Below are 11,626 nucleotides of genomic sequence, written 5' to 3'. Positions count from 1 at the left end.
GGCCCGCCCAGGCGCGGCCAGTTGAACGGCACGGTCTCGTCGACGATCGCGCCCGGCCGGTGTCCGATGGTGGCGGCGGAACTGGTGAATACGAATCGACGCAGGCCGGTGGCGGTGGGGGTGTGCTTTGTCCGTTGCTGGGCGGGCGCCCCGCCGCCCTGCCCCCCCCCCTCGGGGGGCGGGGGGGCGGGGCCCCCCCCCCCCCCCGCCGCCGCGGCCCCGCGCCCCCCCGCCGCCGGGGCCCCCCCCCCGGCCTCTGGACACCGGCCGGAGGAAGATCCGGGCGGGAGTGGGATACGCGCAGCCCGCTGCGGGGCTTCCCGGTTCGCCCTATGGCCGTGGCCGGGTGGTGGGTAGCCGGGAGCGCGTGATTGTCGTTCGGGGCGGCGGGCCCGCGCCGCAGGAGGCGGCGCAACGGTGCAGTCGGTCTCCAACGGACAGGTTTCATGGACACCGACCCTATGCACCGGCCGGTCGGCTACCTGGTAGGACCGCGCCGTGATTCGGCACCGATATCGTCGCGGCGGGCGGCTTCGGCCCTCATATGCCCGGTAGTGGTCCGGTACTCCGGGAAAGCGGGCTGCCCGTGGGCTGGAGATAGCAGACCAGTATCGCCGTGGACTTGCCGCCGGTGTTGCGGGCGATATGCGCGTGTTCCGGTCCGCTCGGTTCCTTGAACACCCGGCCACGCCGGTACACGGCCGGCCCGTCCAACCCGGGATGGTCCAATACACCCCGGGTGACCAGGACGAACAGGGTTCCGTCGTGGTAATGCGGCCCACTGCTGCCGCCGGGCGCGATCCGTGTCTGGCGCACGACGATCTCCCGGCGCCGCAGCGGGATACGGAGCAGTTCGCGGCTCGCTGTCCCGTGGGCGGGCGCGGGGTTGGGCCGGAAAGGTCGCATACCGCCATCGAACACCAGCCCACTTCGCCCGGGGACACAGACACGGGTCGCCGAGCGGTGTGAGCAGCGCTGATACCCGAACTGCCATACTCGGTTCACGGTTTTGCCACCGAATCGGCGTGGCGCGGTCGGTATTCGCCCGGATACTGGTCGGACATCGTGGGATAACCGGAGGTGGATATGCGTACGGTCCATTGGCCGTCGGCGGAGGTTGCGCTGTCGGCGGCGGAGACCTGGGGTATTTCCAGCGCCGGTTTCCTGCAACTGTATGTTCCGGTCGCGATCTTCGCGGTCGGTGTGGCGTTCTGGTTGCGGTACCGGATCGTCCATGCGCCCGCCACGGCCTCCGCGGCGGATCTGAGCGCACCCGAACTCGGCCTGCTCACCAGCGATCAGCGTGCGGTGATGGCCTCGGTTGCGCTGTTGCGCAGCCACGAGCTGATCGATGCGCAGGGGCGGTCCACCGCGACGCGCGCTCCGGCCGGTCTCGATCCGTTCACCGTCGCGGTGTCCGGCCATCTCGGTAAGTCGGAGCAGAGCATCACCACGGTGACGCGCCGGATGCGCACGGACCTGGACCGGCTCCGGGACGCCCTGGTGGAACGCGGATATATGACCGGACCGCGGTTTTCGAAGGAACTGCGGGAGGCCGGGCTGCCGATCGTGGTCGTCGGCCTGTTCGGGGTGGTCCGCTTGATCGCCGGGCTGAGCAACGGCAATCCGGTGATCTTCCTGGCGATCGTCTTGATACTGCTGGGCGTGGCTTGGTGGCGGGTGGTGACCGTGGGAAGGGTGACCGCACAGGGCAGGGTGGCGCTGCGGGATGCAGTCGCCGGAAACTTCCATCTGCGTCCGTCGGCAGTCCCGTCGTACCCGTCCTTCGGGCCCGCGGCCGCCGGTTTGGCGGTCGCACTGTTCGGCGTGCAGGCCCTGATGCTGCTCGATCCCGAGCTCAATACCGCGATGTCGGGTTACAGCGCAGAACCGGCAGGCAGCGGAGGTGACGGTGGAAGCGGCGGGGACGGCGGTGGCGGGGGCGACGGCGGTGGTTGCGGCGGTGGTGGTGGCTGCGGTGGGTGTGGTGGCTCACCGGTGACCGGACCGCTACCCGAAACCGCGCTCGGAATCGGCTGGCGCCCAGAGATATGCGGTGTGATCGCGCAACTGGACGGGCTCGATTTCTGCGAGGTCATCGCCGAATCGCTGCCCGTGAAGGACGAGCCGAACGCGAATGCGGTGGTGATACCGGAGGAACTGGCCGCACTTCGCGACCGCGGTACATACGTTGTGCCGCATGGTGTCTCACTGTCGCTAGGTGGCGCCGAGCCGGTGTCCGAAGCCCGCGTGCACCGGCTGGCGTTCTGCGCCGAGGCCCTGGCGGCGCCGCTGGTCAGCGAACATATCGCCTTCGTGCGAGCCGGCGGACTGGAGGCCGGCCATCTGCTTCCGGTGCCGCGGACCGCCGAAGCGCTGGCGGTGCTCGTCGCCAATATCACCCGGACGCAGGACGGAATCGGGGTCCCGCTGGCGGTGGAGAATATCGCCGCCCTGTTCGAATGGCCCGACGACGAGATGACCGAGGCGGAATTCCTCACCGAAATTGTCGAGCAGACCGGAGTTCACCTGTTGCTCGATATCGCGAATGTCTATGCCAACGCACGTAATCGCCGCCGGGACCCGCTCACCGAACTGCGGCGGTTGCCCGCCGAGCGAATTGCCTACTGCCATATCGCCGGTGGCGCGGAATCCGGCGGCCGGTATCACGACACCCACCTGCATCCGATCCCGGCCGAGGTCCTGGCGCTGGTCGCCGAATTCGTTCGCGACCACCCGGTGCCGCTGATGCTCGAACGGGACGGAAACTATCCGCCGGCCGACGAACTGCTCGACGAACTGGACGCGATCAGTAATGCCGCGGCCCGCGCCCCGATCACCGCGACGGCCCGGGCGGTCCGGCGATGACCGGCCCGGGCTCCGGCCTGGCCGACCGGCAGGCCGCACTGGTGCGCGCACTGGTGGCGGGTGGAGTCGTACCACCCGGTTTCGATCCGGCCGCGGTACAGGCCACGGCGGAGGCGCTCCTGCGCAAACGTGCCCGGGAGACCGCCGCGCACTATCCCGCCCTGGCCCACGCCACCGGGCCGGATTTCACCGCCCGCTACATCGATTGGGCACGCGGCCGCCCGAAGGCCGGCACCGCGGCCGACGCGCTCGCGTTCGCCCGCGACAACGGTGTGCAGTGGCCGCCGGAGCCGCCGCGTTCCAGCGGTCGCACCATACTGCTGTCCCGGATTCGTGACGCGCTGAGCAGCTTCCGCAAGTATTGAGCGCATGGCCCGCAGGCTCGGTCGAGTCGCCCGGGTCGCGGCGTGGTAGCGATGTTCCGCGGCCATAGTGGGGGTCGGCGACGAAATGGGATGTTCGCGCGGGGCAGAGCGGGTACTCCGAGGGCAGAAACCCGCCGTGCCGAGGCCGCTGCTGGGCGCGCGTCGCCGCTCAGCACGCAGCTTCTGTGTCCGCACTCTCCGGCGGGGGCAGCCCGCCAGTCGGGCGCCGGCCGGCCTCTGCGGTCTCCGGAATCAGCTGTCGGCGTTCACCCGTCCCTGATTCGCGGAGCGGTCGCGGAGCCAATCCCGGTAGTGCGTACCGGCCAGGCGGGCGTCCGGGCCCGCGAGGAGCACATCGTCGGGAACGGCCGCGAACATACCGGCCGATTCGTCGGTGACGACGAGACGGTCGTCGTGCTGTGCCGCGAGGGTGATCCGGCCGAGTTCGTCCAATGCGAAGACCTCCGGTCCGGCGATATCGCGGATTCCCTGCAGCGGGGCGCGGGTGGCGACTTCGACCACCGCGTCGACGACATCGCCGGCCGCCATCGGTTGCAGGCGGGTGCTGGGCAGGCGGACGGTGTCGCCGTCGGCAGTCCAGGACAGCACCGAGTCCATGAACTCGAAGAACTGTGTGGCCCGGAGAACGGAGTACGGCGTGGGACCCCACTTCACCATCTGCTCCTGCCGCGCTTTGGCGCGGTAGTAGTCCAGTTGCGGTACCTTGTCCACCCCGACGATCGACAGGACGACCTGGTGTTTCACGCCGGCGCGCTCGCCCGCAGCGAGCAGGTTGTCCATCGAGGTGCGGAAGAAATCCAGGGAGGCTTCGTCGAAGGTCGGCGAGTTGGCCACATTGGTCACCACCTCGGCGCCCGCCAGCACCTCGTCCAGACCCTCCCCGGTGATGATGTCGACCCCGGTGGAGGGTGCCGCGGGGACGGCCTCGTGGCCGGCGGCCGCCAGCTTCTGCACCACCTGCGAGCCGATTCGTCCGGTCCCGCCTACGACTACGTGTTTCATTCTCCCGCCTTTCACGGCATGGCCCCGGTTGTGCCGGGGGATTTCACGGAAGTCGGTTGTTCTGGTGTCCGGTGTTGCGCACGAGGCGGGCTCGGTCCCGCCGTGCCGCGGTGGCCGGGCGATCGGTCACCGCGCTGCGGGTCAAGGAAACCAGGAGCAGACCCGGGTAGGGGATCACCCGGCTCGGGTGAGGTTGGCCGGTGCCGGTACCCGCAGCTATGGTCGTGGTGCGCAGTCGGAGGCATCTTCCCTGCTAGAGGACGGAATTCCGGCGGTTCACAGCAATTACTTGCCTATACGTATACTTCTACATATAGTGGGTTTCATGCCGAATAAGACCATCTACGTCGCCGATGACGATCTGCCCCTGTTCCAGCGAGCCCAGGAGCTCGTCGGCGGCAATCTGTCCGGTGCGGTGGTCACCGCGCTGCGCCGGTTCATCGAGCTGGAAGAAGGCCGGCTCGAGGGTTATGACGAGGTGGTGTTGCGGGTCGGGCACAACGGGGTCCGGCAGGTGCGATTCCAAGGTGCGCTGCTGGGCGAATATCGCGATGTCGGCGACGAGCGAATGGAGCATCTGCGGGTGTTCCGCGGCCGGAAAGGCAAATACGCCCTGCATGCGCAGTATTCGAACTGGTCGGACTATCCCGAATCGCAGAACTGGTTGCGCGACCTGAAGAACTGGCGGCGCATGCTCGGTATCGAGCAGGACTGGGGCGATTATCAGCTCACCGTCACCGACACGCTGGAGGAATTGAAGGGAAAGATTCCGGACGAGCTGTACCGGCGGGTCGCCGATATCGCCGATCGGCCCCAGGTGGAAGAACTCGATATCTGACCGTCTCCGGATGCGTCGCGCGCGGATGAAACACCATGGACAACGAGCGCAGTCCGACCATCCGCTCATCCGGCTCGCGGAAGTCCTCAGGGGACAGGATCGTGCTCGGCGGACTCGACCTCTCGTTTCCCGAGGAGACGATTTTCTCGCTACCGGGCCGTGGCGATCCGCACCGGACAACCTGCTCTCCGCCGTCCATGGACGGGGAACTCGGTGTCTAGTTGCGCTCCACCTCGATCGGATGGGTGGCCAGCAGTGACAGCGGCAGCGGTTGCCGACGCAGCACCTCGGCCCACATATCGGTACGGCGGCTGGTGATCGGATCGCTGGGCAGCGCCGAGACCACGATCCAGTCGTCGTTGTCGAGCTCGCTGTCCAGCTGACCGAAGGTCCAGCCGGCGTATCCGGCGAAGATCCGAACTCCTTCGACCAGCTCCCCGATCCGCTCCGGGGCGGCATCCAGATCCACCAGCACCACCCGGCCGTCGACGCGCCGCAGGCCGGGCACGCCGTCGATGGACGCGCCCACCCGGACGGTACCCAGGCACAGCGCGGCATCGCGTTTGACCGGACCACCGACGAACAGGGTGCGCGGCTGCGCACAGACCTCGCTCCACTGCGGCAGCACATCGTGCACCGCGGTCTCGCTGGGCCGGTTCAGCACCACACCCAGGGTCCCCGCGTCGTTGTGCTCGATGATGTAGACAACTGTCCGGCGGAAGGTGGGCTCGGCCAGGTCGGTCGAGGAAACGAGTAGTGAGCCGGCCCGCACCACCTGCTCGTCCTGCCGGCTACCGCGACGACCAGGGTCGGGTTCGTGCCCGCCACCGCGGCCGCCCCGGGTCTTGCGATCATCGGGGTCATCTGCCTGCGCCACCAGGCCATCATCGCAGTTATTGCGCGATCGCGCCCCTCTGATCACCTGTTCGCTTCACTCATTGTTCGGCTGGGCGTCGGGTCCGGGCCATCCGAACAAACCCGGCGCACCGGTATCCAGGGGATGCGAGCGGGCCGCCGGCCCTGTGTGGACAGCACTGCGGCGCCGCCGGCGGGGCCCGTTCGCTCATGGCGATGGCTGTGGGCCGTGCACGCTGCCGCCTCCGGCCTGCCGTGACTCGCCCATGCTCGTAGAGTCAGCCGTATGCGACCCCCTGAGGTGCTTCTCGGCAACAGCGACGACGTCTACGACTTCTACCGTGCGCACCGGCAGAACCGGCTCCAGGCGATGGGGGCCTACGCCCTGCTGGGGCGGCGTTACCGGCCGCGGATCAGTTACGCCGAGGGGGCCCGCACCGCCATCCGCGAACTGGTGCGCGCCCGGACCCCGCTGTTGATCGCGGTCAACCACCTCTCCCGGCTGGATCCCTACACGCTGGCGGCGGCCGCGTGGCGCAGCGAGTTGCGGCCTGTCATCGGACGCACCCGGGTGCTGGCCAAGGACGAACTGTTCGTCGAGGAGAAACTGCGGCGCCGGATCGACATGATGGGTGGAATCCCGGTGTTCCGCGGAACCGATCACGGATTGCGGGCGGTGAACGCCGCCGGGCAGCGCATGATGGATATCTGCGCCGAACGCCTGGCCGAGGGCGACAGCCTGGCCGTCTTCCCGGAGGGCACCTGCAACGATGTGGACCCGGCGCAGGTCCAGCCGGTCGGCACCGGTATCGGGCATATCGCGTTCCGCACCGTCAAGCTCGGTGTCCGCCCCGCACTGTTGTGCCTCGGGCTGAGTTACGGTCCGCGCGCCGACCCCGCCGTGGAGCCGACCAAGGAGGAGGCGAAATCGGCGAGCTTCCATTTCACCGTCCCCCACACCGAGCTACCGGCCCGCCCGGCCGAGATCACCCGGCTCGTGCGCACGGATCTACAGCAGGCCTTGGACGGGGCGGTCGCCGCCTACTGAGGGACCGCGGCCACCCGTCTACCCGGCGAGGCGAATCACTGCGGCAGCCCGAGCCGGTCGCGGGCCCAGTGCGGGACCATCGACAGGTACTGCGGCCGGGTTTCGATGAAATGCCCGACCACCCGGCACATCGGCAGTGCGCCGAGTCCTTCGGCGCCGGTCGCGTGCAACGCTGCTTCCACCAGATCGCGGGCATAGCCCTGTCCCTCGAAGCGGGGGTCGATCTCGGTATGGACGAACGCCCGTTCACCGGCGGTGTCCTGATATTCGATGTAGCCCGCGACCTCGCCGTCGACTGTGATCTCGAAGCGTTCCATTGCGGTGTTGTTGCGGACGTCCGTCGGCATGGCTCGACGCTACTCGTTCGACCGCGAAAATTCGCCTCGATCGGGTAGTCGGCGCGGCGAGTCGCCTCCGGCATCAGGACATTTCGATGATCGCCCGTCCGACGATCTCACCGCGGGCAAGCGCCTGGTACGCCTCGTCGGCCTGCGCGAGCGGGTAGCGGCGGGTGATGACCTCCTGCGGCCGGACCGTATCCGCGGCGACCATCCGCAACAGGGCGGGCATATCGGTGCGGGCTTTGGCGCCGTAGGAGCCCAGTACCTGGAGTTTGCGCCGGACCAGCCGGGCCAGGTCGATACTGCCGGTCGAGCCCGCGGGGGCGATACCCACCACCACGGCGCGGCCGCCGTCGTCGAGGATATCCAGTGCCGTCGCGAAGGTGGCCGGACTGCCGAGCGCCTCGAAGGCCACGTCTACGCCGTGGCCGCCGGTGAGCTCCCGGACCCGGGCCGCAGCGTCTTCGGCGCGTGAGTTCACCGTATGGGTCGCTCCGAGTTTCGCTACGGCGGAAAGCTTTTCGTCGCTGATATCGATGGCGATGATCTGGGCGACCCCTGCGGCCGCCGCGAATTGCACGATCGAGGAGCCGACACCGCCCGCCGCGACCACCGCGATCCGGTCACCGAGACCGAGTTCGGCGGTATGGATCGCACCGAGCGCGGTGAACGAGCTGCAACCGAGGATCGAGACCGCGTCCAGGCCGACCTCCGCGGGGACGGCGAAAACGTCGGAGGCGGGTACGACACAGTATTCGGCCAGGCCACCCATCGAGTACATGGCCAGCGGTGTCCCGTCGGCACGGGTGAGCCGGCTCGTGCCGTCGTAGAGGGTGCCGTTGAGCCGGTTGTGCGCGAAGAATTTCTCGCACAGGTCCTCGGCTCCACGTACACAGTGCCGGCAGTCACCGCACGGCATGATGAAACTGCACACCACATTGTCGCCCACCGCGATATTCGCCACGCCCTCGCCGAGTTGTTCGACGACTCCGGAAACTTCGTGACCCAGCACCGCGGGCGCCGGGAACTTGACCTCGGACCGGAGAACGTGCAGGTCGGTATGGCAGACCCCGCAGGCGGTCACCCGCAGCAGCACCTCGCCACGCTGGGGTCGCGGTACCGGGATGTCCTCGACGACCAGCCGGGGTTCGCCTCCGTAGAAAACTGCGGCCTGCACAGCACTCTCCTTCACTCACTCGGTGCGCCCCGCTTTCCGCCGGGCGCCTCCGCCACCGTCTCAAACTCTCGCACCGGCGGGGCCGAGTTGGGCAGATCCGCCGGGTGCGGGAATTCGAGAGCACTGCTCTTGACTTATCGGCATAAGGATGCGATCGTTGTTCGCAACAGAGAGCAGTGCTCACTAAGGAGAAGCAGATGACCGCCACCACCCGCTATCTGGCCCCCACCGGTTTCGACCCGATCTTCAACCGCGTCGTCAACCTGCTGCCCAAGCTGGGTATCAGCATCGCCGGATCCCGGTTGCTGGCGGTACGTGGCCGCAAAACCGGCGAATGGCGGACCACCATGGTCAACGTGATGACCGCTGCCGACGGTGAGCGATACCTGGTCGCGCCACGCGGGCATACCCAGTGGGTCCGCAATCTGCGGGTCGCCGGGGCGGGCGAGTTGCGACTCGGCCGTAAGGCCGAAGCGTTCACCGCGGCCGAGGTAGCCGATGCCGACAAGATTCCGCTGCTGCGGCACTATCTGGAACGGTGGGGCTGGGAGGTCGACCGATTCTTCGAAGGTGTCACCAAGGACGCCACCGATGCGCAGCTCACCGAAATAGCACCGGGTTTCCCGGTTTTCCGGCTGAGCCCGGTGCGCTGATCAAGCGGTGATCGCCCCGCGGGTCAGCAGGAAATCGATCGCGGCGACGTAGCCGTAGCTGCCCATCCCGGCGACCACCGCGTCGGCGACGGGAGAGATGTAGGAGTGGCGGCGGAATTCCTCACGAGCGTGCACATTGCTGATGTGCACCTCGACGATCGGCACCTCCGGTATGACCAGGGCGTCCCGCAATGCCACCGAGGTGTGGGTCAACCCGCCCGGGTTGATCACGATTGCGGACACTGCGCCGCGCGCGCCGTGGATGCGGTCGATGAGTTCGCCTTCGGAATTGGACTGGAAATGCGCGATCTCCCGGCCCCGCGCCGCGGCGGCGCGACGGCACAATTCGATTACATCCTCGAGGGTTTCCGTGCCGTACACCTCGGGCTGGCGAGTACCGAGCATATTCAGATTGGGCCCGTTGAGAACGAGGATCGGACTGCTCGAGGTTTGCGGGAAGGGAGCGTCGGGCATGACAGCAACCCTACCGACACCCCGAGCGCCCACCGAGGGTTCTGGGCTACCTTTACGGGGTATCTCTGCAGTGGAAGCAGACTTGCGGGGTAACGCCACAGCGCCGTGGGTCGATCGGTAGCGTAGCGAAGCCGGGTGTCTTCCGACGGTCCGGTAAATGATCATGGCCGGTTCGGCGGTGTGTTGGGTACGGCCACAACTACACACGGTGGAACAGGCTATGGTTTCGGGTTTGCGGGCACTCGCAAGCAGGCGTTTTTCAGGTACGGTGGTCTTGTTACTGGAGTGGCAAGAGTGAAGAGTGGGCGACATGGATGTGTGGGGATCCCGCCGCTTTCGCTTCCGGGGCGCAGTGGCCCTTACGGGGGTGGCGGCTCTGGCAATTGCGATGGGATCGTGCGGGTCCGGCACCGAGCAGGCCGGTCCCGAATCGGTCGTCGACCAATTCACCGAACTGCTCGACGAGGGTGACCATGCCGCGGCAGCCGAACTGACCTCCTATCCGTCCGCTGCCTCGGCAACTCTGGAGCAAATGTTCGACGGGCTCGAAAGCGGCCACGTCGACTACGAGAAAACGCAATTCATCGGACTGGATGCCGAAACCGGAATCTTCAGTCTGGACGTGCACTGGAACTTCGGTGAGCGCAAGGACTGGTCCTACGGTCTGGAAGGCACCATCCGCAAACTCTCCAACGGGTGGAAGATCTCCTGGGATCCGGCGGTGGTCATGCCACAGCTCGAGCACGATCGCACCGTGCAGCTGGTGCGGACGACGCCCGATCCGGCGCCGCGTGTGGTGGACAATATCGGCAAACCGCTGATGACCCAGCAGACGATCAATGTCATCCAGCTCGATCCCGCGCGGATGCCCGACCAGGTCGCCTCCACCGATGCGCTCTCCCGCGCCATCGAACCGGTTGCCCCGTTGATCACCGGCGCGTCGCTGCGGGAGAAGCTGGCCGCGTCGGGCGGTAAACCCATTACGGCTGTGAGCTTGCGTGAAGGCGACTTCGCGATCCTGGAACCGGAGATGGCACCCATCCCCGGTGTCGTGATGAAAAAGGAGCCCCGGCTGATCGTCTCCGATCGCCGCATCTTCTCACCGATGCTCGACGCCATGACCAACGTCTTCGAGGAAAGCCAGGACAAGCACTCCGGCTGGGCGGTCCAACTGTTCGAAAACGGGCAATTCGTCAAACAATTGGCCGGTCACCAGGGTCCGGCCGGCCCGGATATCGCCGGCACCATGGACCAGCGGCTGCAACGCGCCGCCGAGGACGCGGTGGTCAGCGTGGGGTCACCGGCATCGATCGTGGTCACCCAGCCGTCCACCGGCGCCGTGGTCGCTGTTGCCCAGAACAACTATTCCAGCGCCCAGGGTCCGGTCGCGTTCACCGGCTTGTACCCCGCGGGCGGCATGATGGAACTGTTCCGGGCGGTCGCCGGGGCATCCGAAGGGAAATCCGCGAAGGACGTCTCCGATGCCGAGGCGCTGGAAGCCGCGGCCGCGCTCGGCGTGGGCGTGGATTTCCGGGTGCCCGGCTTGGAGGAGGTGACGGGTCGTCCCGCGGGTGCGGGTGACGCCGAACCGGTCCGCCAGGGCGGAGGTTCGGACGCGCTGTTGGCCAGCCCCTTCGGAATGGCGATCGCGGCGGCGGCCATCGGCAACGGCACCCTGCGGCCGCCGATGATCGAACGGGGCCGCCCGAGCGAGACCGACGCCCCGACCGGGCCGCTGCCCGGACCGGTCGCCGATGCGGCGCGGCAGGTGCTGCGGGACGGGATGAACGCGCCGCAGATGGCGCGGTTGCGCGGGTTCCGCGATGTCACCGGGTATTCCGCCAAGGCCGGCGACGACGGCTGGCTCATCGCGAACATGGGCGATCTGGCCTTCGCCATCCATATCGCGGATGTCGACAGTGGCGATATGGTCGTCCGGATGGGTGAGCGGATGCTCGCATCCTTCGCCAAACCCGACGAGTGA

General features: G+C 67.7%; 12 protein-coding genes and 1 pseudogene. 7 read left to right on the top strand and 6 right to left on the bottom strand.

The window, feature by feature from the left end; translation table 11 throughout:
• Positions 1-540: 540 nt before the first annotated feature.
• Positions 541-906: a cupin domain-containing protein gene (locus QH195_RS23785; protein WP_280437065.1), complete on the bottom strand. Its 366-nt coding sequence runs from the start codon at positions 904-906 to the stop codon at positions 541-543.
• A gap of 180 nt (positions 907-1,086) precedes the next feature.
• Between QH195_RS23785 and QH195_RS23780 the strand changes: the two are divergent.
• From QH195_RS23780 to QH195_RS23770, 3 genes and pseudogenes are all read left to right on the top strand, one after another.
• Positions 1,087-1,830, top strand: a pseudogene (locus tag QH195_RS23780) (TIGR04222 domain-containing membrane protein); the annotation flags it as partial.
• 168 nt (positions 1,831-1,998) lie between these two features.
• Positions 1,999-2,868, top strand: coding sequence for a DUF692 domain-containing protein (locus QH195_RS23775; RefSeq protein WP_280437068.1), 870 nt, complete (start codon positions 1,999-2,001; stop codon positions 2,866-2,868).
• Positions 2,865-3,233, top strand: coding sequence for a hypothetical protein (locus QH195_RS23770; protein ID WP_280437064.1), 369 nt, complete (start codon positions 2,865-2,867; stop codon positions 3,231-3,233). The genes QH195_RS23775 and QH195_RS23770 overlap by 4 nt, the downstream gene beginning before the upstream one ends.
• 252 nt (positions 3,234-3,485) lie before the next feature.
• Here QH195_RS23770 and QH195_RS23765 read toward each other — a convergent pair whose 3' ends face one another.
• Positions 3,486-4,256 carry an SDR family oxidoreductase gene (locus tag QH195_RS23765; RefSeq protein ID WP_280425715.1) on the bottom strand — a complete coding sequence of 257 codons (771 nt, stop codon included), beginning with the start codon at positions 4,254-4,256 and terminating at the stop codon, positions 3,486-3,488.
• A 325-nt stretch (positions 4,257-4,581) separates the two neighbouring features.
• Here QH195_RS23765 and QH195_RS23760 point away from each other — a divergent pair, with 325 nt between their 5' ends.
• Positions 4,582-5,094, top strand: a complete 513-nt coding sequence (locus QH195_RS23760; protein WP_280425716.1) for an EXLDI protein — start codon at positions 4,582-4,584, stop codon at positions 5,092-5,094.
• Between the two features lie 217 nt (positions 5,095-5,311).
• On the opposite strand, the gene QH195_RS23755 is transcribed toward QH195_RS23760, so the two are convergent.
• Positions 5,312-5,971, bottom strand: a complete 660-nt coding sequence (locus tag QH195_RS23755; RefSeq protein ID WP_280425718.1) for a YqgE/AlgH family protein — start codon at positions 5,969-5,971, stop codon at positions 5,312-5,314.
• A 264-nt stretch (positions 5,972-6,235) separates the two neighbouring features.
• On the opposite strand from QH195_RS23755, the gene QH195_RS23750 reads away from it, so the two are divergent.
• A complete protein-coding gene (locus tag QH195_RS23750; protein WP_280425719.1) occupies positions 6,236-6,997 on the top strand; it encodes a lysophospholipid acyltransferase family protein in 762 nt (253 codons plus the stop codon).
• Between the two features lie 35 nt (positions 6,998-7,032).
• On the opposite strand, the gene QH195_RS23745 is transcribed toward QH195_RS23750, so the two are convergent.
• Together QH195_RS23745 and QH195_RS23740 are read right to left on the bottom strand one after the other, a co-directional pair.
• On the bottom strand, positions 7,033-7,344 hold the full coding sequence (locus QH195_RS23745; RefSeq protein WP_280425720.1) for a GNAT family N-acetyltransferase: 312 nt from the start codon (positions 7,342-7,344) through the stop codon (positions 7,033-7,035).
• 73 nt (positions 7,345-7,417) lie between these two features.
• Positions 7,418-8,515, bottom strand: coding sequence for a zinc-binding dehydrogenase (locus QH195_RS23740; protein WP_280425721.1), 1,098 nt, complete (start codon positions 8,513-8,515; stop codon positions 7,418-7,420).
• A 197-nt stretch (positions 8,516-8,712) separates the two neighbouring features.
• Between QH195_RS23740 and QH195_RS23735 the strand changes: the two genes are divergently transcribed.
• Positions 8,713-9,168, top strand: coding sequence for a nitroreductase family deazaflavin-dependent oxidoreductase (locus QH195_RS23735; protein ID WP_280437063.1), 456 nt, complete (start codon positions 8,713-8,715; stop codon positions 9,166-9,168).
• Here the strand turns inward: QH195_RS23735 and aroQ are convergent, their stop codons facing one another.
• A complete protein-coding gene (gene aroQ, locus QH195_RS23730; RefSeq protein ID WP_280437062.1) occupies positions 9,169-9,642 on the bottom strand; it encodes a type II 3-dehydroquinate dehydratase in 474 nt (157 codons plus the stop codon). It lies immediately after the preceding gene.
• Between the two features lie 388 nt (positions 9,643-10,030).
• Here aroQ and QH195_RS23725 point away from each other — a divergent pair, with 388 nt between their 5' ends.
• Positions 10,031-11,626 (top strand): NTF2-like N-terminal transpeptidase domain-containing protein, encoded by a 1,596-nt coding sequence (locus tag QH195_RS23725; RefSeq protein ID WP_280437061.1) that lies wholly within the window; start codon positions 10,031-10,033, stop codon positions 11,624-11,626.

The sequence above is a fragment of the Nocardia carnea genome (assembly GCF_029868855.1).
GTDB lineage: Bacteria > Actinomycetota > Actinomycetes > Mycobacteriales > Mycobacteriaceae > Nocardia > Nocardia carnea_A.
Note: the sequence above shows the minus strand (reverse complement) of the source record. Positions and strands in the feature narration are given on the sequence as shown.